Annotated in this window: 30 protein-coding genes; 19 read left to right on the top strand and 11 right to left on the bottom strand. The window is 33.4% G+C overall.

Annotation, left to right across the window (positions count from 1 at the left end; translation table 11 throughout):
- Window positions 1–2 precede the first annotated feature (2 nt).
- From QGM60_RS05090 to QGM60_RS05070, 5 genes are all read left to right on the top strand, one after another.
- Window positions 3–596 (top strand): DUF6705 family protein, encoded by a 594-nt coding sequence (locus QGM60_RS05090; RefSeq protein ID WP_281139142.1) that lies wholly within the window; start codon window positions 3–5, stop codon window positions 594–596.
- Between the two features lie 35 nt (window positions 597–631).
- On the top strand, window positions 632–1,258 hold the full coding sequence (locus QGM60_RS05085; protein ID WP_281139141.1) for a DUF6705 family protein: 627 nt from the start codon (window positions 632–634) through the stop codon (window positions 1,256–1,258).
- Window positions 1,258–1,860 (top strand): DUF6705 family protein, encoded by a 603-nt coding sequence (locus tag QGM60_RS05080; protein WP_281139140.1) that lies wholly within the window; start codon window positions 1,258–1,260, stop codon window positions 1,858–1,860. Before QGM60_RS05085 ends, QGM60_RS05080 begins: the two co-directional genes overlap by 1 nt.
- Window positions 1,861–1,941: 81 nt before the next feature.
- Complete coding sequence (locus QGM60_RS05075) at window positions 1,942–2,442, top strand: DUF6705 family protein (RefSeq protein WP_348634888.1); 501 nt, start codon at window positions 1,942–1,944, stop codon at window positions 2,440–2,442.
- Between the two features lie 35 nt (window positions 2,443–2,477).
- Window positions 2,478–3,080, top strand: coding sequence for a DUF6705 family protein (locus tag QGM60_RS05070; RefSeq protein WP_281139138.1), 603 nt, complete (start codon window positions 2,478–2,480; stop codon window positions 3,078–3,080).
- 108 nt (window positions 3,081–3,188) lie between these two features.
- Here the strand turns inward: QGM60_RS05070 and QGM60_RS05065 are convergent, their stop codons facing one another.
- Window positions 3,189–3,938, bottom strand: a complete 750-nt coding sequence (locus QGM60_RS05065; protein ID WP_281139137.1) for a uroporphyrinogen-III synthase — start codon at window positions 3,936–3,938, stop codon at window positions 3,189–3,191.
- Window positions 3,939–3,956: 18 nt separating this feature from the next.
- Window positions 3,957–4,607: a DUF4271 domain-containing protein gene (locus QGM60_RS05060; RefSeq protein ID WP_281139136.1), complete on the bottom strand. Its 651-nt coding sequence runs from the start codon at window positions 4,605–4,607 to the stop codon at window positions 3,957–3,959.
- Window positions 4,608–4,707: 100 nt separating this feature from the next.
- On the opposite strand from QGM60_RS05060, the gene QGM60_RS05055 reads away from it, so the two are divergent.
- From QGM60_RS05055 to QGM60_RS05045, 3 genes are read left to right on the top strand one after another with little or no spacing between them, the layout of a single operon-like run.
- Complete coding sequence (locus tag QGM60_RS05055; RefSeq protein ID WP_281139135.1) at window positions 4,708–5,433, top strand: polyprenol monophosphomannose synthase; 726 nt, start codon at window positions 4,708–4,710, stop codon at window positions 5,431–5,433.
- A 4-nt stretch (window positions 5,434–5,437) separates the two neighbouring features.
- Window positions 5,438–6,781, top strand: a complete 1,344-nt coding sequence (locus tag QGM60_RS05050; RefSeq protein WP_281139134.1) for a dihydroorotase — start codon at window positions 5,438–5,440, stop codon at window positions 6,779–6,781.
- 1 nt (window position 6,782) lies between these two features.
- Window positions 6,783–7,274: a DUF4296 domain-containing protein gene (locus QGM60_RS05045; protein ID WP_281139133.1), complete on the top strand. Its 492-nt coding sequence runs from the start codon at window positions 6,783–6,785 to the stop codon at window positions 7,272–7,274.
- On the opposite strand, the gene QGM60_RS05040 is transcribed toward QGM60_RS05045, so the two are convergent.
- Window positions 7,231–8,247, bottom strand: coding sequence for an NAD-dependent epimerase/dehydratase family protein (locus QGM60_RS05040; RefSeq protein ID WP_281139132.1), 1,017 nt, complete (start codon window positions 8,245–8,247; stop codon window positions 7,231–7,233). The two genes, QGM60_RS05045 and QGM60_RS05040, sit on opposite strands and share 44 nt — an antisense overlap.
- Before the next feature lie 89 nt (window positions 8,248–8,336).
- Between QGM60_RS05040 and tyrS the strand changes: the two genes are divergently transcribed.
- Window positions 8,337–9,647 carry a tyrosine--tRNA ligase gene (gene tyrS, locus QGM60_RS05035; RefSeq protein WP_281139131.1) on the top strand — a complete coding sequence of 437 codons (1,311 nt, stop codon included), beginning with the start codon at window positions 8,337–8,339 and terminating at the stop codon, window positions 9,645–9,647.
- A gap of 106 nt (window positions 9,648–9,753) precedes the next feature.
- On the opposite strand, the gene QGM60_RS05030 is transcribed toward tyrS, so the two are convergent.
- The gene (locus tag QGM60_RS05030; RefSeq protein WP_281139130.1) at window positions 9,754–10,734 is read right to left on the bottom strand and encodes an acyl transferase; all 981 of its coding nucleotides are present in this window, start codon (window positions 10,732–10,734) and stop codon (window positions 9,754–9,756) included.
- Window positions 10,735–10,810: 76 nt separating this feature from the next.
- On the bottom strand, window positions 10,811–12,457 hold the full coding sequence (locus QGM60_RS05025; RefSeq protein WP_281139129.1) for a T9SS type A sorting domain-containing protein: 1,647 nt from the start codon (window positions 12,455–12,457) through the stop codon (window positions 10,811–10,813).
- A gap of 229 nt (window positions 12,458–12,686) precedes the next feature.
- Between QGM60_RS05025 and QGM60_RS05020 the strand changes: the two genes are divergently transcribed.
- Both QGM60_RS05020 and QGM60_RS05015 read left to right on the top strand, forming a co-directional pair.
- Window positions 12,687–13,373, top strand: coding sequence for a response regulator transcription factor (locus QGM60_RS05020; RefSeq protein ID WP_281139128.1), 687 nt, complete (start codon window positions 12,687–12,689; stop codon window positions 13,371–13,373).
- Window positions 13,373–14,416 (top strand): ATP-binding protein, encoded by a 1,044-nt coding sequence (locus QGM60_RS05015; RefSeq protein ID WP_281139127.1) that lies wholly within the window; start codon window positions 13,373–13,375, stop codon window positions 14,414–14,416. The genes QGM60_RS05020 and QGM60_RS05015 overlap by 1 nt, the downstream gene beginning before the upstream one ends.
- On the opposite strand, the gene QGM60_RS05010 is transcribed toward QGM60_RS05015, so the two are convergent.
- Window positions 14,369–15,475, bottom strand: coding sequence for a glycosyltransferase (locus QGM60_RS05010; RefSeq protein WP_281139126.1), 1,107 nt, complete (start codon window positions 15,473–15,475; stop codon window positions 14,369–14,371). The genes QGM60_RS05015 and QGM60_RS05010 overlap by 48 nt on opposite strands.
- A gap of 87 nt (window positions 15,476–15,562) precedes the next feature.
- Here QGM60_RS05010 and trmB point away from each other — a divergent pair, with 87 nt between their 5' ends.
- From trmB to QGM60_RS04975, 7 genes are all read left to right on the top strand, one after another.
- Window positions 15,563–16,237, top strand: coding sequence for a tRNA (guanosine(46)-N7)-methyltransferase TrmB (gene trmB, locus QGM60_RS05005; RefSeq protein WP_281139125.1), 675 nt, complete (start codon window positions 15,563–15,565; stop codon window positions 16,235–16,237).
- Between the two features lie 3 nt (window positions 16,238–16,240).
- On the top strand, window positions 16,241–16,870 hold the full coding sequence (locus QGM60_RS05000) for a LysE family transporter (protein WP_281139124.1): 630 nt from the start codon (window positions 16,241–16,243) through the stop codon (window positions 16,868–16,870).
- Window positions 16,870–17,199, top strand: a complete 330-nt coding sequence (locus tag QGM60_RS04995) for an MGMT family protein (RefSeq protein WP_281139123.1) — start codon at window positions 16,870–16,872, stop codon at window positions 17,197–17,199. The genes QGM60_RS05000 and QGM60_RS04995 overlap by 1 nt, the downstream gene beginning before the upstream one ends.
- 206 nt (window positions 17,200–17,405) lie before the next feature.
- Entirely contained in the window at window positions 17,406–18,545 is a 1,140-nt protein-coding gene (locus QGM60_RS04990) for an Mrp/NBP35 family ATP-binding protein (RefSeq protein WP_281139122.1), read from the top strand.
- Window positions 18,546–18,785, top strand: a complete 240-nt coding sequence (locus QGM60_RS04985; RefSeq protein ID WP_281139121.1) for a NifU family protein — start codon at window positions 18,546–18,548, stop codon at window positions 18,783–18,785.
- A gap of 66 nt (window positions 18,786–18,851) precedes the next feature.
- Entirely contained in the window at window positions 18,852–19,904 is a 1,053-nt protein-coding gene (locus QGM60_RS04980; protein WP_281139120.1) for an NAD(P)/FAD-dependent oxidoreductase, read from the top strand.
- 27 nt (window positions 19,905–19,931) lie between these two features.
- The gene (locus tag QGM60_RS04975; RefSeq protein ID WP_281139119.1) at window positions 19,932–20,264 is read left to right on the top strand and encodes a 2Fe-2S iron-sulfur cluster-binding protein; all 333 of its coding nucleotides are present in this window, start codon (window positions 19,932–19,934) and stop codon (window positions 20,262–20,264) included.
- A 20-nt stretch (window positions 20,265–20,284) separates the two neighbouring features.
- Here QGM60_RS04975 and QGM60_RS04970 read toward each other — a convergent pair whose 3' ends face one another.
- From QGM60_RS04970 to QGM60_RS04950, 5 genes are all read right to left on the bottom strand, one after another.
- Window positions 20,285–21,016 (bottom strand): SGNH/GDSL hydrolase family protein, encoded by a 732-nt coding sequence (locus QGM60_RS04970; protein WP_281139118.1) that lies wholly within the window; start codon window positions 21,014–21,016, stop codon window positions 20,285–20,287.
- A gap of 102 nt (window positions 21,017–21,118) precedes the next feature.
- On the bottom strand, window positions 21,119–22,297 hold the full coding sequence (locus tag QGM60_RS04965) for an acyl-CoA dehydrogenase family protein (protein ID WP_281139117.1): 1,179 nt from the start codon (window positions 22,295–22,297) through the stop codon (window positions 21,119–21,121).
- A 72-nt stretch (window positions 22,298–22,369) separates the two neighbouring features.
- Window positions 22,370–23,083: a methyltransferase gene (locus QGM60_RS04960; RefSeq protein ID WP_281139116.1), complete on the bottom strand. Its 714-nt coding sequence runs from the start codon at window positions 23,081–23,083 to the stop codon at window positions 22,370–22,372.
- An 80-nt stretch (window positions 23,084–23,163) separates the two neighbouring features.
- The gene (gene rimM, locus QGM60_RS04955) at window positions 23,164–23,694 is read right to left on the bottom strand and encodes a ribosome maturation factor RimM (protein WP_281139115.1); all 531 of its coding nucleotides are present in this window, start codon (window positions 23,692–23,694) and stop codon (window positions 23,164–23,166) included.
- A 64-nt stretch (window positions 23,695–23,758) separates the two neighbouring features.
- Entirely contained in the window at window positions 23,759–24,274 is a 516-nt protein-coding gene (locus QGM60_RS04950) for a 30S ribosomal protein S16 (protein WP_281139114.1), read from the bottom strand.
- A 215-nt stretch (window positions 24,275–24,489) separates the two neighbouring features.
- On the opposite strand from QGM60_RS04950, the gene QGM60_RS04945 reads away from it, so the two are divergent.
- Window positions 24,490–25,785 (top strand): DUF6252 family protein, encoded by a 1,296-nt coding sequence (locus QGM60_RS04945; RefSeq protein ID WP_281139113.1) that lies wholly within the window; start codon window positions 24,490–24,492, stop codon window positions 25,783–25,785.
- Window positions 25,786–25,807 lie beyond the last annotated feature (22 nt).

Below are 25,807 nucleotides of genomic sequence, written 5' to 3'. Positions count from 1 at the left end.
TTATGAAATATATACTTTTAACACTAATAATATTCAGCTTTTTATCCTGTAAAGCACAGAGCCCTATAATTCCATTAGGAGATTACGGAACGGAGATTACCGAAGGCTCATACCAAAAAGATGTAGACAACCTATTGAACCCATTTGAAGGCACTTGGAAATATGAGAACGGTAACACATCTCTTACCATTTCCTTAAGAAAAATAACAATGTATTATAATGGTAGAGACTACAGAGACGACTTAATTGGAGATTACAGGTATGTTGAGGATGGGGTAGAGCTTGCAAATTATTTACCTGAATTTAACAATACTAATGATGCTAAGCATACAGTTAAAGGTAATGCGTTGATTCAAAAAAATTGGTTCCCAAGATGCCCAGAGTGTGATGATGGAGAACCTCGATTTGTGTTAAGTTTTTTAGATCCAGAACGCAAATATCTTTCAAGTGAAATAGCTGTTAGGCAATATACCGAGGATGGTGTAGAGAAATTAAAAGTATGGTTATATGATGCAGGTTCAGCAGTATTACCATACGAGGGTGCACCAGAGAGTATAAGAGTTCCTTATGGAGAATATGTGCTGGTAAAGCAATAGTATTATAGGATTGGGTTTAGTTGAAACCATAATATATGAAACAAATTTTATTATTAATCTTGTTTTGTTCAGGAATAATATCTTGCAAAGCGCAAATTATTGAAGAGCCAATTTATAGTTCAGAAAATTATGGTGAAGATGGTTATTATTTTAAAGATACTAATAATGATTTTAATCGATTTGAAGGTACTTGGGTATATACCAATGGTACAACAAGCTTAGAAATACAGTTTGTAAAAAAAACCAATATTCACATACAGGATTTAGGAGATAACTTTTATACAGATGCCCTAGTGGGCGAATACAAGTACATTCAATTTGGCTCAACCGTTGTAAATACTTTAATGAATTTAAGTGCAAACCATAGCAATCCTTATGAATATAATATTATTGGGGACTATATTAGTAAATATGGTGATCCATTATGTGGTGATCTATGTAATCCAAATGATATTGTAATTACAGGAGGATGGGGTGATCCTGAACGTGATATAGAAGGATCTAGTCCTGAATTTTATATGCGTCATTATGAAGAAGATGGTGTAGAGAAAATATACATAAGATTTAAGGACGTAGGAAACATTACTATAAATAACGGCGAGCCACAAGAGCATACTACATATAGGTTGCCTTTGGGTGTATATACGTTAACCAAACAATAATGAGATATTTACTAAATATTGTTTTGATATTAACAGTGTCTTATTGTAAGGCTCAATCCGTAATAAAACCTTTACAAAGTAGTGAAACATGTCCGCCTGAAGATACTAACTGTTATGAAAAAGACTTAAATAACGAATTTGAGAAATTTATAGGCACATGGAAGTTTCAAAATAATAATACAGAAATTACTTTTAAACTTAAAAAAGAAGAACATTATCAAACATCACCTAATTCTAACTATCAAGATCTATTAGTTGGTGAATATCAATATATCGAAAACGGTATAGAAGAGGTAAATACTTTAGCAGATTTTGATAGTAGTACTATTTCAGGTTTTCAGCATAATCTAAGCGGTGGTGTTTTTACATATAATTTACCTACATATTGCGATGACAACAGTACTTCATCCGAGATAAAAATCACTTTAAGTATAGAAGATCCTAATGACCAATATACTTCAGGAAAGGTTATTTTGCGACATATAAATGATGATGGCATAGAAAAATTAGAAACGTGTATTTATGATTATACTAATGATGGCGATGATCCCAATGCACGTATTTCTATACCTGATGGAAATTATGTTTTTGTGAAACAATAATTATGAAATATATACTTTTAATACTAATAATATTCAGCTTTTTATCCTGTAAAGCTCAGAGCCCTATAATTCCATTAGGAGATTACCGAAGGTTCATACCAAAAAGATGTAGACAACCTATTGAACCCATTTGAAGGCACTTGGAAATATGAGAACGGTAACGCATCTCTTACCATTTCCTTAAGAAAAATAACAATGTATTATAATGGTAGAGACTACAGGGACAACTTAATTGGAGATTACAGGTATGTTGAGGATGGGGTAGAGCTTGCAAATTATTTACCTGAATTTAACAATACTAATGATGCTAAGCATACAGTTAAAGGTAATGCGTTGATTCAAAAAAATTGGTTCCCAAGATGCCCAGAGTGTGATGATGGAGAACCTCGATTTGTGTTAAGTTTTTTAGATCCAGAACGTAAATATCTTTCAAGCGAAATAGCTGTTAGGCAATATACCGAGGATGGTGTAGAGAAATTAAAAGTACGGTTATATGATTCAGGTTCAGCAGTATTACCATACGAGGGTGCACCAGAAAGTATAAGAGTTCCTTATGGAGAATATGTGCTGGTAAAGCAATAGTATTATAGGATTGGGTTTAGTTAAAACCATAATATATGAAACAAATTTTATTATTAATCTTGTTTTGTACAGGAATAATATCTTGCAAAGCGCAAACGATAATTGTACCATTAGGTAGCGAGCAGGATTATGAATTCACATCTGACTATTATAAGAAAGATGTTAATAACGAATTAGAAAAGTTTACCGGTACTTGGAAATACACTAATGGTTCAACGGAGGTTGTTTTTAAACTTAAAAAAGAAGAACAATATCAAACAACTAATAATTATTACATAGATTTATTAGTCGGTGAATATCAATATATAGAAAACGGTATAGAAGAGGTAAATACTTTAGCAGATTTTGATAGTAGTACTATTTCAGGTTTTCAGCATAATCTAAGTGGTGGTGTTTTTACCTATAATTTACCAACATATTGCGATGACAACAGTACTTCATCCGAGATAAAAATCACTTTAAGTATAGAAGATCCTAACGACCAATATACTTCAGGAAAGGTTATTTTACGATATATAAATAATGATGGCATAGAAAAATTAGAAACCTGCATCTATGATTACACCAGTGATGGAGATGATCCCAATGCACGTATTTCTATACCTGATGGAAATTATGTTTTTGTAAAACAATCATGAATTATATAATTTGAAAAATTACAGTATTAGGTGTTTTATCTTGTATGAAATGAATAAAAAAAGCGAGTCTAAATTTAGACTCGCTTTTTTATTCTATAAGTTTTCTTCCTATTTACCTTTGTTTACAGAATCAATATATTTCTGTAGTGCCATGGTCATAGAAGGTGTTTCAGGTGTTGGTGCAGCAATATCTACACGTAGTCCTTTTTCTTTTACAGCCTTAACAGTTGTGTTTCCAAATACAGCGATTCTTGTATTGTTTTGCTTAAAATCTGGGAAATTGTGAAATAATGATTCAATTCCAGAAGGGCTAAAGAATACTAAGATGTCGTAATACACATCAGCCAAATCCGATAAGTCACTGATTACAGTTTTGTAAAAAGTAGCTTGTTTCCAGTTTACACCTAAGTTATCCAATGTTTCAGGAATAACAGGTTTTACCTTGTCTGTTGTTGGTAATAAGAAGGTTTCATCCTTATACTTTTTGATTAAAGGAGACAATTCCTCAAAAGTACGTTTACCAACATAAATTTTGCGTTTTCTGTAAACAACATATTTTTGTAGGTAGTAAGCAACAGCTTCAGACTGGCAGAAATATTTCATAGAATCAGGAACTTTAAAGCGCATTTCGTCCGCAACTCTAAAGAAGTGATCTACAGAATTTCTACTTGTAAGAATGATTGCTGAAAATTTACTAAGGTCAACTTTTTGTTGTCTAATGTCCTTAGCAGAAACTCCTTCAACATGAATGAAGGGTCTAAAGTCTACTTTTACTTTTTGCTTTTCTTGCAAATCAAAGTACGGAGAGTTCTCTATTTTAGGCTCTGGTTGTGATACTAAAATTGTTTTCACTTTCATATGTAAACCTTTTGTTGTTTAAGTGTTATACTCCCTAATTACCTTATATAAAAGTACATAAGGCCCAATTTCGAGAGCGCAAAGATACAACAAAAAATAGAAAAAATTGGGATTTATTAATTTTTGATAGTTTTTAAATGAAGTTAAAAATCCAATGAGGTTTATTATAAAAACAATAACCAAAGTTGAGATTATGATAATTTTTGATGAGATGTCAGTGTACAGTAAAAATAAATTTGAGGCTAAAAACACTAAACCAGAGTAATTTACAAATGTTGTTTTCTCAAATAAATAGTCATCGATGAGGTTGTCAATTTCAAAAAGACTTCCTATTAATCGTTCTACAAGTGTTTTTATAATGACTACTGCAGCAACGGCAATGATTATTTTTAAGAATGATGCTAATTCAAATTCAAAAGGAGTAACAAACGTTGAATAGGCGAAGCATACAAAAATACTCAGTGATAAGGTTAGGTTTATAAATAGCAGACTGTCAAACAGGTCAACAAACTTCTGATCTTTAGAATATATTTTAAGGTATTTAGAATTTCCTACAACGTATAAGAAGTCGTTAAATCTTAAAGTATTTATAAACTTAGCGGCTACAATTGCAAACAATCCTATTATTGTGGCAATGGTAAACCATTCATATGTAATGAAATTTCGCATTGTGCTAAATTAATAGAAAAAAGCTTATCACAATATGCCAAAAACTTTACTTTTGCTTAATTGTTTACCCTACTAACTTATAGTTTTTAACAGCTAGCTGATGTCGGATGCTATTGTAATTATACCAACTTATAATGAGATTGAAAATATAGAATCAATCCTAAAGGCGGTATTTTCACAATCAAAAGACTTTGATGTTTTGGTGGTAGATGATAATTCGCCAGATAAAACTGGTGATAAGGTTCTAGAATTACAAAGTGACTATAAGGATCGGTTATTCTTGCTAAAGCGTAAAGAAAAAAGTGGATTAGGTTCGGCCTATATTTCAGGTTTTAAATGGTCTTTAGAAAGATCTTATAATTACATTTTTGAAATGGATGCTGATTTTTCACATAATCCAGATGATTTAGAACGCTTGTACAGTGCTTGTGCAACCGAAAACGCAGATGTTGCAGTAGGTTCTAGATATGTTAAAGGCATTACGGTAGTGAATTGGCCGTTGTCTAGAATTTTACTATCCTACGGAGCTTCAAGATATGTTAGGTCCATTACAGGAATGAAAGTGAAAGATTCTACAGCCGGTTTTATTTGTTATAAAAGAGCTGTTTTAGAGAAAATTAACCTTGATAGAATAAAATTTGTAGGTTATGCGTTTCAGATAGAAATGAAATTTAAAGCTTACAAAAAAGGTTTTAAAATTGTGGAAATACCTGTTATCTTTAAGGATAGAACCAAAGGAAAATCAAAAATGAGCGGAAGTATCATATATGAAGCTATTTTTGGTGTAATTAGTTTAAAATTAAAAAGTTTGTTTGCGAAATCATAAGATTATGAAGCAAAATACCCTCATAAAAAATGCTAAAATCGTCAACGAAGGAAAGATTGTTGAAGGTGATATTCTTATTGAAGACGATATTATAAAAGAAATAGATACATCTATTAGTGTAAAGTCTGCAGATGTAAAAGTTATTGATGTTGAAGGTAACTATGTTTTACCAGGCATGATTGATGACCAAGTACATTTTAGAGAACCTGGCTTAACACATAAAGCAACTATAGAGACAGAATCTAAAGCAGCTATTGCTGGTGGTATAACGTCTTTTATAGAAATGCCAAATACCAATCCACAAACGACAACTATTGAAAAGTTAGAAGAAAAGTTTGCTATTGCTGCTGATACTGCATATGCAAACTACTCTTTTATGTTTGGTGGTACCAATGATAACTTGGATGAAATCTTAAAAGTAGATAAGAAATCTGTAGCTGGTTTAAAGTTGTTTTTGGGCTCGTCGACAGGAAATATGTTGGTGGACAACCCAGAAGTATTAGAAAAAATATTTTCTAGTACTGATATGGTAATCTCTGTGCATTGCGAAGATGAAGCTACAATAAGAGAGAATTTAGCAAAATATAAGGCGCAATATGGTGATGATATTCCTATGGAAATGCATCCTATAATACGCAATGAAGAAGCGTGTTATATATCATCTTCAAAGGCTATAGAATTGGCTAAGAAAACAGGAGCAAGATTACACGTTTTCCATTTATCTACAGGAAAGGAAACAAGTCTATTTTCTAATAAGGTACCGTTAAAAGATAAAAAGATTACTGCAGAGGTTTGTATTCACCATCTTTGGTTTTCTGATGAGGATTATGCCAAAAAAGGAAGTCATATTAAGTGGAATCCAGCTGTAAAAACGGCCAAGGATAGAGAACAATTATGGAAAGCTTTATTGGATAATAGAATAGATGTTATAGCAACAGATCATGCGCCACATACATTAGAGGAAAAAAATAATCCTTATACAAGTGCTCCTTCTGGTGGACCTTTGGTTCAACATGCTTTAGTAGCGCTTTTAGAAGCGCATCATCAAGGTAAAATTCCTATTGAGAAAATTGTCGAAAAAGCGTGTCATAATCCAGCAATACTCTTTGATGTAGAAAAGCGAGGTTATATTAAGGAAGGCTATTATGCAGATTTGGTTATTGCAGATATCAATAGTCCATGGACAGTAAATAAAAGTAACATTTTATACAAATGTGGATGGTCTCCTTTTGAAGGAAATACTTTTAAAAGCAGGATAACCCACACTTTTGTCAATGGGAAGTTGGTATATGAAAACTTCAAAGTTTTAGGTGTTAAGGCTGGTCAAAGATTAACTTTTAATAGGTAATATGCTCAGAAAAATATTTGTCATAACAATTTCTTTGCTAATCTTGGGTTGTGATGGTTTGCAAAAACCAGAAAAACCAAAAGACTTAATTTCAAAGGATAAAATGTCCGATATTTTGTACGATATGTATATTATCAATGCAGCTAAAGGTGTTAATCGGAAGCTTTTAGAGAAGGAAGGTGTTGTTCCAGAAACTTATATTCTTACAAGGCATAATATTGATAGTACACAATTTGCTAATAGCAATAATTACTATTCTTATGATACCGATGTTTACAAATCTATTGTAGAGAAGGTTAAAACCAAATTGGAAGCAGATAAGAAAAAGTATGAAGAGATTCGTGATAGGGAAAATGAAGAGGCAAAGGAGCGTAGAGACTCTATCACAGAAGTAAACAGCAAGATTAAAAGTAAAGTATTAAAGCCCATTAAAGAAGATACTTTGATTCTTAAGAAAAGTCTTCAGAAAACAATTGAGAGACCTGAGAGATAGTTTTATCTATGCCTTTAAAATTATAGTTTAAGGCTTTCTTTACTTTAGTATTGTCGTATTTAGTTACGCTTATAGCAGATTTAGCAGTTTGTTTAGCTAATTGTCTTCGTTTTCCAAAAAGTTTAAAACTTAACCAATCTAACCTCCATGCCATATTAAGCAACCATGGTTTAGCTTCTTTTGTAGGAGGTTTTACATTCAGGGCTTTTGCTGTTTTAGAAAGAAACTCTTTAAAACTTAGATTTTCTGAAATCAGAATGAACTTCTCATTCTTTATATCACTTTCCATCAATTGGTGCATAATATCAACGACATCAAATACATCAACATATCCAGTAGTTCCGTGAGTGTAATAGGCTATGCCATTATATACTTTCTTGAATAAACTTCCGCTTCCACCAGTATTCCAAAAACCAGCACCTAAAATAATTCCAGGATTTACAATTACAGCGTCAAGACCTTCTTGTGTACCACGCCATACTTCTAATTCGGCACCATATTTTGTAATAGCATAAACACTATTGTCATCTTCTGGGTTCCAAGCCGTCTTTTCGTCAATTAATTTATCAGAATTATTGTGATGACCAACTGCAGCAATAGAGCTAACATAGCAGAGTTTTTCAACATTATTGCTAATAGCTAAGTTTACTATATTGGCAGTACCATTAATATTTATTCTTCTTAAGGTTTTATACCTATCAGGTTCAAAGGATACAAAAGCAGCACAGTGGTAAACTTTAGAAATACCATCAAAAGCATCTTGAAGTTGAGGAATGTTATTTAAATCGGCCTCAATCCATTCAATCGACTCAAATAGGCTTTCAGCATTATCAGAATAGTATGAAAAGACATGCTTTGTGCGATTCAAAGTTTCTTTTCTTCTATAAATTGCTCGTACAGTATTACCTTCATTTACGAGTTTAAAAAGTAAATGAGAGCCAACCAATCCTGTTCCTCCTGTAACTAAAATCATACTGCGAATTTACGCTTTTTTAAAATTGTCTTTTGTCTTTTAATGTGGAAACATATCTTTGCTGGAAATTAAATTGAAACGACATAAAAATGGCTAATAAATTTGTTGAAGAATTACGTTGGAGAGGAATGGTACACAATATCATGCCAGGTACAGAAGAGCAATTAGATAAGGAAATGACAACCGCTTATATTGGTTTCGATCCGACTTCAGATTCGTTGCATATAGGTAGTTTGGTACCGATTATTTTATTGGTTCATTTAGAAAAAGCAGGTCACAAACCTATAGCTTTAGTAGGTGGAGCAACAGGTATGATTGGGGATCCTTCAGGTAAAAGTGACGAGCGTAATTTGTTGGATGAAACTACGTTAAATCATAATGTTGCAGGTATTAAAAATGTGCTGTCTCGCTTTTTAGATTTTAATTCTACTAAAGAAAACGCACCTGTTTTAGTGAATAACTATGACTGGATGAAGAATTTTAGTTTTATAGATTTTGCTCGTGATGTTGGTAAGCGAATTACGGTGAACTACATGATGGCTAAAGATTCTGTAAAAAAGCGTTTGAGTGGTGATGAAGGTAGTGTAGGGATGAGTTTTACTGAGTTTACTTACCAGTTAATTCAAGGTTACGATTTCTATCATTTGCACAAAAATATGGGTTGCAAACTACAAATGGGAGGTAGCGATCAATGGGGAAATATTACAACTGGAACTGAGCTTGTAAGACGTATGAATGTTGGTGATGATACCGCAAAAGCTTACGCTATGACTTGTCCGTTAATTACAAAAGCAGATGGTTCTAAATTTGGTAAAAGTGAAGGTGGAAATGTTTGGTTAGATGCTGAGAAGACAAGTGTTTACAAATTCTACCAATTTTGGTTAAATAGTACTGACGAAGATGCTGAAAAGTATATCAAAATTTTCACATTCTTAGATAAAGAAACTATTGAAAATTTGATTGCTGAGCATAATGAAAACCCTGGACGTAGAACATTGCAAAAGCGTTTGGCAGAAGAAGTAACAACATTTGTTCATAATAGAGGTGAATACGAAAATGCTGTAAAAGCATCTCAAATTTTGTTTAGTAAAGATTTTAAAAACGACATTAAACAATTAAACGAGAATTTGTTTCTAGATGTTTTTGAAGGTGTAAAACAAGCTGAAATTTCTAAAGCAGAGTTCGATGAAGGTATTGATATGATTGGAGCTTTAGCGGCTAAAACAAATTTCTTGAGTTCTAATGGTGAAGCCAGACGTGCTTTAAAAGAAAACGCTATTTCCGTTAATAAAGAAAAAGTAAAAGAAGATTATAAATTAACTTCAGAAGACTTAATAAACGACCGATACATTATTTTAAGTAGAGGAAAGAAAACAGATTTTATTCTTAAGGTGGTATAAAAAGTAGTGCCCGAAAGAAATTTCGGGCACTTCTAACCAATCAATCAACTAATGAAAAATCTTTCTTTTCCTTAGCGATTATTTAGTCGTAATAAAGTTGATAACCTTACAAAGCCATTAAATTACATCCTCTAATGTCAGAGTTGTCAAAACGACCGATGATTTCAAAAGCCTCATTTTTATAGACTTTACCTAAGTCTTGAGTGGCAATAAAAGCGCAAGAATTGAGATTGGCGAGGTCTATAATATTGATACCTCCAGTTTGATTGGGCTGTTGTATAGAGAGTGCATCTTCAGTATCTCTGGTTAATATTTTCATCCATGGCGGACATTCAAAAACACCATTGCCTTTAGAATAAGCTTGACTTAATAATTCCGTCATGCCATACTCGCTATGAATGCTGTCAATGCTAAAACCAGATTTCAAGATTTCGTGTAGTTCTTGTCTTATAATTTCTTTTCGTCTGCCTTTCATACCTCCTGTTTCCATAACTATAGTGTGGTTTAGATTTAACTGAAATTCTTCAACTAAATCTAGTAAAGCAAAGGATACACCTATAAGTAAAGTTTTTTGTTTTTTGTTTTCTAAACGGTTTAATGTTGTTGCTAATTCACCAAGATTATTTAAATAAAAACCACTTTCAGGATGTTTAGATTTTTTAATGAGATCGTCCACCATGTAAATCAATGAAGAACCATCACGCTCTAAATAAGAAGGTAATAATGCTAAAACCACATAGTCTTCAATATTACCGTAAAAATGATGAAACCCTTTTCTGAAACTTTCTTCATATAAATTAATATCGTTAACAAAGTGTTTGCTCGTTATACTTCCTGTTGTTCCAGAACTGGCAAATGTTTTTTCAATTCCACTTTTAGAACTTAAAACCTCGTGAGATTTAAAAAATTGAATCGGTAAGAAAGGTATGTCTTTAATTGAAGTTATGTCTGATGGATTCTTGTAAAGCAAGTCGCAAAATGAGCGATAGACCGAATTGTTTTCAAACTGAAATATGAATGTTTTAAGAGCTAATTCTTCAAACTCTTGGGATGTTTTTATATTAAAAATTTCAGTATTGCTAATCATGCTGCAAAAGTATAGAAAATAAAAAAGCGTTGCTCGAAAATTTCAAGCAACGCTTTTTATAAGTTAAGAATTATGCTTATTTAATTACTAATTTCTTAGTTACAGAAGCATTATTCTGAGTGATTTTTACAATGTAAATACCAGACTTTAAGCTAGATAGATTTAAAGTGTTGTTTGTTAAAGTTTGGTTTTTAACACGCTTACCTAATATATCATAAACTTCTACCAACATATCACCAGTATTGTTAGAAGTAATATTTACAGAACCAGTATTAGTTGGGTTTGGATAAAGACTAAAAGCGTTAGAGTTAACATTATCAAGACTAAGAGGATCTATAATATCACTAGCATATCTTGGGAAAATCTGATAATCAGCATTAAACTGACCACCTAAACCAGTTATGTTTACAGGATTTGTAGGTATTGTTTCGCCTATCAGATCTTCATCACCAAAAGCAACTCTACAAATAGTTACGTCTGTTCCGTCAGCAACATTGTAGTTTGTGTTATCTGCAAAAACACCAGAATCTTGAAAAGTTACGTTATTTAGAGTAATTAATCTACTTTCATACGTCTCTCCATTTGTAATTAGTTCAGCTGCACTAATAGATATTGGAGTTAAACTGTTACCAGTAGAAGAAGCACTTGCAACATTTACGCTAGGTACAAATTGAAGTGTTCCAGCATACTCAGTTAGTTGACCTTGTAATCCTGTGATACCATCACCGATATTAAAAGAAGTACTCAATGTACCAGCAGTATCATCAATTAAGATTCCTGCATCTACATCTTGGATATACTTTTGATTTCTTGTGCCTTCAGTTACAATATAAGAAATTATAGCTTCACCAGTCAATTCATAAAATTCACCAAGAGTACCTGCTCTAAGAGCAGTAATGTTAGCAACTTGCGTAATCGTTGTAACATCAAAGCTTACAGATGCTGTCGCAGGATTGGTTAAGGATGCTCCACCGTTATCAACTAATTCTAATTCTACAGTGTGAGAACCATCTACAAGGCTAGATAGACTTATAGGTGCGCTATCAAACTTATCTATAGAAGCACCACCATCAACAGAATAAACAATATATCCATCACCAGAGCCACCACTAGCAACATTAAAGTTTTGAACACTAATTTCTATATCTACATCACTTGAAGGTATCGTGCTACCATCTGCTGGTGAAGTTACTGCAATACTCGGCTCTACTGCTGCAACTATTTGTAAATTATCAATGTAGAACAATGATGCACTAACCCAATTAGAAGAAAGATCATAAAAACGGATACCAAATTCAAAATCTTCATCACTAGCAGGTGTGTACTCGAAAGATAGAGTTTGCCATTGATTTAATAGGGTTTCATCAGAATAAACAGCAGGACTAAAGCCATTACCATTAAAAATTCTAGCTCTAGCTTCATTATTTGTTGCATAAACATCTAAACTCATAGTATAAGTTACACCTCCTGTTAGTGATACGGTTTGTCTCATGTCTGTATCACCTTGAGTTTGTGTTAGCACATTTACGCTAGCTGAACTTGTACCTTCAGAAATAAAAGTAGCATTAGTGTTTTCGGTTAGATCCGCTGTGCTGAAATCAATAGTTGTCCATAAATCAGGTACACCAGCTGTCCAAGACTCAAAACCACCATTAGCAGCAAGGTTTTGACCAAAAGAGACTAAGCTAATTAAAGTAAAAAATAAAAAGTAAATTTTTTTCATAATCGATTTTTAAAAAATTAGACTGTAAATATACTAACAAATACTGACTATGGAGAAATGAAAATGTTAATAAGTTTCTTCTTTACAATTAGTTAACATCTTTGTTTGTAGACTATAGTAATTTACAGTATCTTAGAAATTAATGTTAGCGAATTGTTATCAATTGCAATCACTATACCAATGAACTATTTAAATTTTATCTTTACGCAACCTTAAAATTACCTTAACAGTGAAAAAAAAGGATATCAAAATTCTGCTGGTTGACGATGAGCCAGATATTTTAGAAATCGTTGGCTATAACTTATCTGCGGAAGGTTATCAAGTTATAACTGGTGAAAATGGCATAGAAGCTGTTGAAAAAGCCAAAAAGCATAAACCACATCTTATTATTTTAGATGTTATGATGCCAGAAATGGATGGTATTGAAGCTTGTGAACGCATAAGAGAGCAGTCCGAATTAAGTGACACTATCATTACTTTCTTAACGGCAAGAGGTGAAGACTATTCTCAAGTCGCTGGTTTTGATGCTGGTGCAGACGATTATATTGCAAAACCTATTAAGCCAAAAGTTTTAGTAAGTAAAGTAAAAGCATTGCTTAGAAGACTTAAGGATACCGAAAGCGCAACAGATGCTGTTGTGAAAATAGGTGATTTAATTATTTATAAGGAGGAATATAAGATTACTAATAATGGTGAAGAGATTACTTTGCCTAGAAAAGAGTTTGAATTATTATCTTTGTTGGCAACCAAGCCTGGTAAAGTGTTTAAGCGCGAAGAAATCTTAGATAAAGTCTGGGGAAATGAAGTTGTTGTCGGAGGAAGAACAATCGATGTGCATATCCGAAAACTTAGAGAAAAGATAGGTGATAAATCCTTTAAAACCGTAAAAGGCGTTGGTTACAAGTTTGTAGACTAATGCGTAATAGAAATCTAAAAAAGACTTATAAGTTTGCCATAAGAACATCGTTTTACATTACGATGTTTTCAACACTCCTTGTGGGTGTTTTTTTATATCAATATCACGATTTAAGCTGGCACATTATATTTTACGCTTTAATTTGTTATCCGTTATCCTTTCTGATTATTCAATATAGGGTAGAAAGGTTTATTTATAGGCGTGTAAAAAAAATATACGATGATTTAACGTTGTTAGAATCTACTAGCTTAAGGAGGCAGCCTATTACAACAGATATGGGTACCTTAACTAAGGAGATTGATAAGTATGCAAAAGATAAAAAGCTAGAAATAGAAACCCTAAAAGTTAGAGAGGAGTATAGAAAGGAATTTATGGGTAATGTATCTCATGAGCTTAAAACACCTCTGTTTACGGTACAAGGTTATATCCTTACACTTTTAGATGGTGCTATGGAAGATGAAAAGCTTAGAAAAAAATACTTATCCAGAGCCAGTAAAGGTGTAGAACGTCTTATATATATCATTAGAGATTTAGATATGATTACCAAACTCGAAGTTGGTGATCTCAGCCTGAAAAAAGAAAGTTTTGATATCGTTGAAGTTGTGAGTGGTGTTTTTGATTTGTTTGAAATGAAAGCATCCAAGAAAAAAATCACTTTGACATTTGATATGGATTATAACCAGCCTATTATGGTCTTTGGTGATAAAGAACGCATACAGCAGGTTTTAATAAATCTTGTGGTGAATTCCATAAAATACGGTAGAGAAAAAGGTACAACTGAAGTAAGTATAGAGAATCTTATAAAGAATAAAGCCATTATCAGAGTTACGGATAACGGTGAAGGTATAGCAAAAGAAAATTTACCACGTTTATTTGAGCGTTTTTACCGTGTTGATAAAAGCGGTTCTCGCAAAGAAGGCGGCTCTGGTCTTGGACTTTCAATAGTGAAACACATTATTGAAGCTCATGAAGAAAAAATCTATGTAGAAAGCGAACTAGGCGTTGGTAGTGAGTTCTCCTTTACTTTGGAAAAGGCAGAATAACTTACTGTAATTTACTTGATATTCTTCATTTTTAAATCCTGAAAAATCTTTCGAAGTTTCTAGTATTTCAATTTTGAAATCATCTTGCTTACAACAAGGAATAACGTTTTCCTTATGCAGTTTTTTAGCTAAATATTCTTGCTCAAATTGTCCGGGTGTAGGGATGAAAAAAGCTTTCTTTTCTAGTTTTGCTAAATCCATAATTGTTGTGTAACCAGAGCGGCTTAAAATCATCTTACTTTCATTTAATGCAATTTCAAGTTCCTTACTGGTCATAAAATTGTAGATAGTAATATGATTTTTAACTTCTATTTTCTGCTCAGCTTCTATCTGCCCTTTTACAAAAAGGACCTTACCTCTATAATTTTCAAGCTCCTTTAATAACTTAATTTCTAAAAACGTACGTTGTGGTTCTGGGCCAGATAACAATGCAAAAACATCGTATTTAGGCTCTAAATCCAACTTTTTGAATCGTGTTAAAGGTCCAAGATATTTTATAAAAGAAGTAGAACCTTCAATATGTCCCAAATCTCCACTTAAATTATTGGTGCCAATATGATCTGGAACCCAACATTCATCGAATTTTGAAATTATTTTTTGATGCAGTTTACTGCTCAACCATGTTGTGCTACCACTTAAAACGCGTAATTGATGTGTAATGAATACAGAAGGAACGGACTTGTGTCTTACACCAAATCGATTATCTGAAATAATCCCAGAAATGTTTTCATCTTCTATAATAGATTCAATAGCACTTTTCTCCTTTTTTATGGTTTTCAAAAGATGAGGTGAATCTTTTATAAGTTTTAACTTAAAACTATTTGCCTTTTTTGAATAGGTAATGTTGTAAGAAGGTAATTCAATAGCCTTTAAATCTGGGAATTCTTTCTTTAGTAATTCAAGTGCTAAACCATCACTAGCAATTATTGGCTCAAAACCATGAGCGATTAGTGCGTTTATAATTGGAATGCATCTTGTAGAATGTCCCAAACCCCAATTCAAAGGCGCTACCAATATCCTTTTTTTCTGCTGAACTCGTTCCAGTGTATTTTTATTCAAGAGTTAAATAAGAAAACAAAGATAAACCTAAAATGTTTCCTTAATTTTACCGAATTATTAATAATACCATTCAAACAGAATACAACAGTGGGAAGCAAAAACAAACTAAAGCGTTTTAAAGAAAACGAAACTTTTGACAATGTGTTTCAGCCAAAACGAGACGAATTGATTAGTGGAAACTATAGTTTAAAAGGCAAATGGAGACAAGAGGTTTTTAAAAATGAAAACCCTTTAGTTCTAGAATTAGGTTGTGGAAAAGGTGAATATACGGTTGGTTTGGCAAAACGTTATCCCGAAAAAAACTTTATAGGTATTGATATCAAAGGAGCACGCTTTTGGAGAGGAGCTAAAACGGCCGTTGAAGAAAATATTGCCAATGCCGCTTTTGTAAGAACACAAATAGAACTTATAGAATATGTGTTTGATGAAAATGAAGTTGATGAAATTTGGATTACTTTCCCAGATCCTCAAATAAAATATAAGCGTACCAAACATAGAATGACAAACACGCAGTTTTTAGAGCGTTATAAAAAAGTACTAAAACCAGACGGTTTGATGCACTTAAAAACCGATAGCGAGTTTATGCATGGTTATACTTTAGGTTTGCTTCATGGTTTAGGTCATGAGGTTTTATATGCTAATCACAATGTCTACAAATTGGAAGGCAGTCCAGAGGAGGTTACCGAAATTCAAACCTTCTACGAAAACCAATATTTAGAAAAAGACAAAGCAATTACGTATATTAGATTCAAAATCAACTAAGCTTTGAGTATTACGGTCGTTTTCTTTTTAGGGCTATTCGTAGCACTAATCGGTGTCATTCCGCCAGGTTTGCTAAATATGACAGCTGCGAGAATAAGCCTAAAAGAAGGTGCTGGTAGAGGTATAATGTTCTCTACAGGCGTTTCAATAATTGTATTTATTCAAACATATATTGCTGCGATTTTTGCTAGGTATTTATCAAATAGACCAGATATTGTTGAAATATTACAGCGTGTAGCATTTGTAATTTTCGTCCTAATAACCATTTATTTTTTAGTCTTAGCATCTAAACAGGGAGAGAAAAAAATTGATAAGGAAGTAAGGAGTAAGCACGGTAGGTTGCTTCACGGCATGTTGTTATCAGCACTTAATGTTTTTCCTATTCCTTACCAAGCATACATGACAATAACCTTATCGTCTTTTGGTTGGATGAATTTTGAAAAAACAAGTATAGTAACCTATGTTACTGGTGCATCAATGGGAACTTTTGTAATGCTATACTTTTATATTTTCTTTTTCGATAAGATAAAAGACAAGAAAATCACTTCGCAAAAAAGTATGAATTACAGTATCGGTATCATAACCGGAATTGTTGCTTTGGTCACTCTAATTAATATTTTAAAGGAGCTTTAATGAAACCAGAAACACTTGGTTTTTTTGAAAAAGTATATGAAGTTGCTAAGCTCATACCTTATGGTAGGGTGACGAGTTATGGTGCTATTGCCAAATATTTAGGAGCAGCCAAAAGTGCTAGAATTGTTGGTTATGCTATGAACGGTTCTACAGGAAAAGATGTGCCTGCGCATCGTGTGGTAAATAGAAAAGGACTGTTAACTGGCAAACATCATTTTGGAGGTACTAACCTTATGCAACAATTATTAGAAAATGAAGATGTAAAAGTTATGGACAATCAAATTCAAAATTTTGAAGCTTTGTTTTGGGATCCTTCAAAGGAACTATAAATTGTCATTCTTAACTGTCGCACTGAGCTAGGTGAAGAATTGTTTCAGAATCTTGATGATTTATTTCTTTACTTTTTTTAAAATTCAAGGCAAGAATTACAAGCTATTTATTCCATCAATCAAAGCATAAATAACTTCTAACGACTTGCTTTATTCTTCTTTGATTAATGTATATCTTTGCATTTAGATTAAATCTAGATAAAAACGTGAAGCTTAACAAGAAAGATATACTCGAGGCCTTAAAAACTATAACTGCTCCAGGTGAAGGAGAAAATATGGTAGACAGTGGTGCTGTAACTAATGTAGTAACTTTTGGAGATGAAGTTATTGTAGATATAACCATAAAAAACCCAAGTCTTCAGGCTAAGAAGAAAACTGAAGTTGAAATCTTGCAAACGATTCATAAAGAAGTTTATGAAAAAGCTAAGATAAAAGTCAATGTGAAGGTTGAGGCACCAGCCAAGCCTAAAACAAACGAGATAAAGGGAGCTCCAATTCCTGGTATCCAAAATATAATTGCGGTAGCCTCTGGTAAAGGTGGTGTTGGTAAGTCTACTGTAACAGCAAATTTAGCAGTGACCTTAGCCAAGATGGGTTTTAAAATAGGTGTTTTAGATGCTGATATTTATGGGCCTTCAATTCCTATTATGTTCGATGTGGCTAATGAAAGACCATTATCTGTAAATATCGACGGTAAATCTAAAATGAAACCTATTGAAAGTTACGGAGTAAAAATCTTATCCATTGGATTTTTTACAAAACCAGATCAAGCGGTAATATGGAGAGGTCCTATGGCTTCAAAAGCATTAAATCAAATGATTTTTGATGCTGCTTGGGAAGAGTTAGATTTTCTTCTACTCGATTTACCTCCAGGAACAGGTGATATTCATTTAAGCATTATGCAAGCTTTACCAATAACAGGTTCTGTAGTAGTTAGTACTCCACAGAATGTTGCTTTAGCAGATGCTAAGAAAGGTGTAGCGATGTTTCAACAAGATAGTATCAATGTGCCAGTTTTAGGTATTATAGAAAATATGGCTTATTTTACTCCTGCTGAATTGCCTGAGAACAAATATTATATTTTCGGTAAAGAAGGGGCTAAGCATTTAGCTGAAGATTTAAATGTGCCTTTCTTAGGTGAAATTCCACTAGTTCAAAGTATAAGAGAAGCTGGTGATATAGGTAGACCAGCGGCAATGCAAACAGCTACACCAATTGAAGAAGCTTTTGAAGAAATAACCAAAAATGTGGTTCAGGAAGTTGTTGATAGAAATGAAAACCTACCTGCAACAGAAGCAATAAAAATTACAACAATGGCAGGTTGTTCTGCTGTAAATAAAAAATAGATGAGCTCAGAAGAACTTAAAAATAATGTAGAAAAAGCATTGGATGAAATTCGTCCTTTTTTACAGAGCGATGGTGGTGATATTAACTTATTATCTATTGATGATGGTAAATTAGTTAAGGTGCAACTTACAGGAGCATGTACCTCTTGCTCAGTAAACCAGATGACTTTAAAGTCTGGTGTTGAAATGACGATTAAAAAATACGCTCCTCAAATAGAACAGGTTATTAATGTTGAATAAGAAATGTGACATTTGTCACATTCTCTATACCAAAGCATTAGTAGATTTGTCTCAAAGTCTATATAAATGATTACAACAGATATACTTATAATTGGTGCTGGACCAACAGGACTCTTTACTGTTTTTGAAGCCGGCCTTTTAAAATTAAAATGTCATCTTATCGATGCACTTCCTCAACCAGGCGGACAATGTTCCGAGATATATCCTAAAAAACCTATTTATGATATTCCTGCTTACCCAGAAATCTTAGCTGGTGATCTTACTGAAAAGCTGCTAGAACAAGGTAAACAGTTTGAGCCAGGTTTTACCTTGGGTGAACGTGCTGAAACTATTGAAAAACAAGAAGACGGTTCGTTTATTGTTACCACAAACAAAGGGACAAAACATAAAGCTCCTGTAGTAGCTATTGCGGGTGGTTTGGGAAGTTTTGAGCCTCGTAAACCAATTATTGATAATATCGCAGACTACGAAGATAAGGGAGTTGAATACATGATTAAGAACCCTGAAATGTATCGTGATAAACGTGTGGTTGTAGCAGGTGGAGGAGACTCAGCTTTAGACTGGAGCATATTTCTAAGCGATGTGGCTTCTGAAGTGACATTAATTCATAGAAGAAATGAATTTAGAGGTCACTTAGATTCTGTTGAAAAAGTACAGGAGCTAAAATCTGCTGGAAAAATCAATTTAATAACTCCTGCTGAAGTTGTCGGCTTAGAAGGTGATGGTAAAATTGAAAGCGTTACTGTAAAGCAAGAAACTAAAGTTTTTCAGAAAGAGTGTGATCATTTTATTCCGCTTTTTGGATTATCTCCTAAGTTAGGACCAATTGCAAATTGGGGACTTGAGATTGAGAAAAATGCGATTAAAGTGAATAATGCATTAGACTACCAAACTAATATTCCAGGTATTTTTGCCATAGGTGATGTTAATACTTATCCAGGAAAATTAAAACTAATATTATGTGGTTTCCACGAAGCGACTCTAATGTGTCAGGCGGCTTATCAAATCATTAATCCAGGGAAACGTTATGTTTTAAAATATACAACTGTAAGTGGAGTAGATGGTTTTGATGGAACCCGTAAAGAAGCGCCAAAAGCGGTTGTTAAAGCTATTGATTAACTCTTAATTATTGCACTGCATTTAAACATGGATCAGGATATTAATATTACAATTATAGATCGTGACGGTGAGAAGCACGAAATTCAAGCACCAACCGATATGGCAATGAATCTTATGGAAGTTGTAAGATCTTACGAGCTAGCTCCAGAAGGTACAATAGGTGTTTGTGGTGGTATGGCTATGTGTGCATCGTGTCAATGCTATGTGCTTAGTGATACCGAGTTACCTGAAATGCAAGATGATGAAGAGGCTATGCTTTCTGAAGCATTTTATGTAAAGGAAAACTCTAGACTAGGTTGTCAAATTCCAATTACACCAGAGTTAGAAGGTTTAGAAGTGGAGTTGGCACCTGAGAGTTAATTTTTCTGTTTTCTAAAGTATTAGTCAAGTTTTTCGAAAGCATAAGGTATTATGCGCTCTACAAATTTTGAATAAGCTAATTCTGAAGGATGTAAGCCATCCGATGCTACCAGTTCTGGTTGTTCTAAACCAAGTCTTGTAATGTCTGTAATATAAACATAAGTTATACCTTCAGTATTACAATAGTTTTCAGCATAAGTATTGTACTGGTCTATCTCAGTAGATATCGTCTCATAAGATGAGCTCTGTTGTCCAAAAGGGGTATAGGCATAATCAGGAATTGACACAACAATAAGTTTGTCTTTATCTCCATTTACAGCATTAATTGCCATTTGAACTAGTTGTGGAAATTCGGATTCATATAGTGAAAAATCCTTATGTTGATATTGATTATTTACACCAATAAGTAGTGTTACTAAATCATAATTATGTTTGAGGTTCTCTGTGTTTATAGCATCAATAAGGTTAGTAGTTGTCCAACCTGTTTGTGCTATAACGTTTAAATCAAAAGTATCAGAATCAAGAGAATTTATCAAAGTATCTTTTAATTGTTCAGGAAATCTACATGTGCTACAAACACTTTCTCCAATAGTGTAGCTATCACCTAAACTTAAAATGGATATACTATCATTAGTCTCAGTAATTGGGTCATTATTATTAGGATTATTATAACTGTATTGATAATCATCATTTCTGGAACAAGAAAATAGAATAGCGATGTAGCTAGTAATAAGTAGTATTAGATTTTTCATAGTATAAAATATACGAAAATATAACGGTTTAGGTTTGGTGGTTTATGGAAATAAAAAAGCCTCATTTTAAATGAGGCTTTTCGTGTATAAAGGTTTAATTTTTTATTTAAAAGCATTTAGACCTGTAATATCTAGCCCTGTAATTAACAAATGAATGTCATGTGTACCTTCATAAGTAATTACACTTTCTAAGTTCATAGAATGGCGCATAATGCTATATTCACCAGTGATTCCCATACCTCCAAGCATTTGTCTAGCTTCACGAGCAATATTTATTGCCATGTCCACATTATTACGTTTAGCCATAGAAATTTGTGCAGAGGTTGCTTTACCGTTATTACGTAAAACACCAAGTCTCCAAGTTAATAATTGTGCTTTGGTGATTTCTGTAATCATTTCGGCTAATTTCTTCTGTTGTAATTGAAACTGTCCAATTGGCTTACCAAACTGAATACGCTCTTTACTGTATCTTAAAGCAGTATCGTAGCAGTCCATTGCAGCACCAATGGCTCCCCAAGCAATACCGTAACGAGCAGAGTCTAAACACCCAAGTGGAGCTCCTAATCCAGATTTGTTAGGTAATAGATTTTCTTTCGGAACTTTAACGTTGTCAAAAATTAATTCTCCAGTAGCAGAAGCTCTAAGCGACCATTTGTTGTGCGTTTCTGGTGTAGAGAAACCTTCCATGCCGCGTTCTACTATCAGTCCATGAATACGACCTTCTTCATTCTTTGCCCACACAACTGCAACTTGTGCAAAAGGTGCATTTGAAATCCACATTTTAGCACCATTTAAAAGATAGTGGTCTCCCATATCTTTAAAATTTGTAACCATTCCACCAGGATTACTTCCGTGATCTGGTTCAGTAAGACCAAAACAACCCATCCATTCACCAGAGGCTAATTTAGGTAAGTATTTTTGACGTTGCTCTTCATTACCATATTTCCAGATAGGATACATTACTAAAGACGATTGTACAGATGCTGTACTACGTACTCCAGAATCTCCACGTTCTATTTCTTGCATGATAAGACCATAAGAAATTTGGTCTAAACCTGCTCCTCCATACTCTTCAGGAATATATGGCCCGAAAGCGCCAATTTCAGCCAAACCACCAATAATAGATTTTGGAAATTCTGCTTTTTGAGCTGCTTCTTCAATAATTGGGGAAACGTCTCGTTTTACCCATTCTCTGGCTGCATCACGCACCAATTTGTGTTCTTCTGAAAGTAATTCGTCTAAGTTATAATAATCAGGAGCTTCGAATAAATCTGGTTTCATTATTGATTGTTGTTTTCAGTTTTTTATGGACAACAAAAGTAACGAAAACGTTTTCAGGGTGCAAAGACTAGTTTACATTTTCAAATAAAAATCTTTGGTGAGATTAATGTAATCTTCAGTATAGTTATGACGGTCAGTTTCAATAATTAATTCTGAGATTTCAACCTCATTTTCCATATAACTAAACTCAATTAAGCTGCGTTTTACGTCAGCATCAGGATTTCCTTTAACATGAAGCATACGTTGGGCGTGAAGTCCAATAGTAGAAGCTAATTCAATAAACTCGCTTTCTTCTTTTTTAGGAATAATGATTGAAAAAATCCCATCTTCAGCAAGTAAATGTGCAACGGCATATATTATGTGCTTAAACGGCATAGCGTCATTAAAACGCGCTAAATCCCTTGATTTTTTTTCGGTTTTATAATCTTCAGAATAGAAGGGTGGATTACAAATAATTAAATCGAAAGCGTCTTCAACCTCTTCAACAAATTCTAAAAGTGAAGCGTGGTAGCAAAACAAACGGTCGTTCCAAGGGGAGTTTTCGAAATTCTCAGCACATTGCTCATAGGCATCATCATCTATTTCAATGGCTTCAATTTGTTCAGCATGACTTTTTTGAGCTATCATAAGACTCAAGATACCTGTACCAGCACCTATATCTAAAACACTAAAGGGATTATGTTTTACAGAAGTCCACGCACCTAATAAAACTCCATCTGTGCCAATTTTCATGGCGCAACGATCTTGTTTTACTGTAAACTGTTTGAATTTAAAGGGCTTACTCATTTTTGTTGTTATACTGAATTTATTTCAGCATCTAGAAAGAATAGTTTTACAAAGATTCGAAAACAAGTTCAGAACTATAGCTAGTTTTCTAAGTATAAATCAATCAACCCAGCAGGAGTATCAACCTCAATGGTTTTGTTTGCTCGGTCAACTTTTACAATAAATTCATCGTTCATTGGTATTAAAATTTCTGTACCATCTCTATCAACCTCAAAAAGGGCTTGAGCAGTAGAATCGTTTACAGCATTAATTATACCAACCTTGCCAAAGGTTTTATCTTTTATGGTAAAACCTATGACTTCGTGAAAGTAAAATTTATTGCCTTCAAGCTTTGGTAAAAACTCTAATGGAAGATAAAGTTCGGTTTTTATGAGCGCATCAGCATCAGCTTCATCATCTACATCTTCAAATTTTAGACGCAACAAATCTGATTTGTGTAATTGAGAATGTTCTATAAAAAAAGGCACTAGGTTTCCTCTTAAATCTAAGAATATAGCATCTAAATTCTCATATAGTTCTGGTTCATCAGTGTCTAGTTTTGCCAAAAGTTCTCCTTTAAAGCTGTACTTTTTTACAATTCTACCCAAATAAAAGCATTCTTCTTTCTTCATAAAATTTGATATAAAAAAACCCTGACTGTAAATGTCAGGGTTTAAAAGTATAAAATTAAATTTTTTACTCTTCTTCGTTAGATGCTGTTGTTTCCTCAGTTGCAACTTCTTCAGCTACTTCTTCTTCAACAACTGGAGCAGCTGCAGCTATACGAGCTTCATTTACTGCTTTTTCAGCTTCTAATGCTTTTGCTTTAGCATCTGCGTCTGCTTTAGACAAACCATCTGCTTTTGCTTGAATTTTAGCTGCTTTTTCCTCTAACCAAGCGTTGAATTTTTCTTCAGCTTGCTCTTCAGTTAAAGCGCCTTTTCTAACACCACCAGCTAAGTGATTTTTTAGCATAGCACCTTTATAAGATAAAATTGCTTTTGCAGTGTCAGTTGGTTGAGCACCATTTTGTAACCACTTTACAGCACCATCGATATCTAAATCTATAGTTGCAGGGTTAGTGTTTGGGTTGTAAGCACCTAATTTTTCTAGGTATTTACCATCTCTTTTAGCGCGAGAATCCGCTGCTACGATCCAGTAATAAGGTTTTCCTTTTTTACCGTGTCTTTGTAATCTGATTTTTACAGGCATAATAATTAATTAGTGAGGTACACGACCTCTGTTATTAATGAGGGCGCAAAGATAATACATTTTTTTAATTTACAGTGCTTTATTTCACTTTAACTAAAAGAATTCCTTTTTAACCGAAACACTTATAAAGATAGTGTAAGTATTAAAAATTATTATACTTTTGGGACTCTTGTTTCGTTATATTTGAAACATTGATAAATTTTCCCTGTTATAAGATGAAAAAATTACTACTCTTATCCCTAGTTTTTTTAACACTATTTAGTTGTGGCGACGAAGTACAATTTAATACACCAGCTTTTCAAGGAGACCGCGAATATGAGCTTTGGAGAGCAAATAGCTTTTCTGCAAGTATTGGAGCTGATGGTTATTTAACTATTACTGGAACTAATAATTATGAAACTGTAAACTTAGTAGTGCCATCAGTTATAGAGGCAGATTTTGTTGTTGGAGATGTTGAAGCAACTTATGCTGAATATATTGATGCTTTTGGAACTAGATATTCTACCTCTAATGATCCGGACGAGGATGTTTCCATTTATCCAGAACTTGGTGAAATAACAATAGATGAGATAGATTATGCAAATGCAACTTTTACAGGTACATTTAGATTTTTAGGTTTTGATGCTTCTGGTATGAATTCAATAGGATTCAATAATGGTATTTTTTATAAAGTGCCATTAGCTTTTGGTTCTATACCTACGAACCCAATCGTGTGTGCTGATACAGAATTGGACGCTGAAACTGCCTTGGTAGCGTATCAAGCAACTTATAGTCAGTCTTTAGAGTTTATTGATGATGAAGTTTTTGCTATAGCGTGTAATGCCTACAGGGAAGCTTTGATATTACAGCAAAATTATTGTGGAGATTTGGATGGATCAATACAAGAAGAAATAGATAGCTTAGGAGATTGTCAGATAACATGCGAAATGGCGACGTCTAACAGAGCAGAGGCAGAATCACAATATGTAACTGCTACAATTGGAAATTACATTGAAAAGTGCGCTCAATATCATTTTTATCTACAAGCTCAAATTGAAATTTGTGGAGATGATGATGGTAGTATTCAAGCAGAAATAGATACATTAGATTGTAATGATTCCGATAGTGATGGTATTCCTGATGTGTTTGAGGATTTTAATGGAGATGGAGATTTAACTAATGATGATATTGATGGAGATGGTGTCCCAAATTACTTGGATGATGATGATGATGGAGATGGTGTGCCAACATTAGATGAAGCTGTTGATGAAAATGGAAATCCTATTGATACAGATGGTGATGGTGATGTAGATTATTTAGATAACGATGACGATGGTGATGGGATTTTAACCATCTATGAAATTGGAGAAGGCGATACTGATGGAGATGGTGTTCCAAATTATTTAGATAATGATGATGATGGTGATGGAATACTTACTATAGATGAAAATGCAGATCCAAACGGAGATGGAAATCCTGATGATGCTCTTGATACAGATGGCGATGGAGTGCCAGATTATCTTCAAGCGTAAATCACTAAAAAATATTTACATA

Origin of the sequence: Winogradskyella sp. SYSU M77433, from assembly GCF_029911945.1 — a bacterium.
GTDB lineage: Bacteria > Bacteroidota > Bacteroidia > Flavobacteriales > Flavobacteriaceae > Winogradskyella.
Note: the sequence above shows the minus strand (reverse complement) of the source record. Positions and strands in the feature narration are given on the sequence as shown.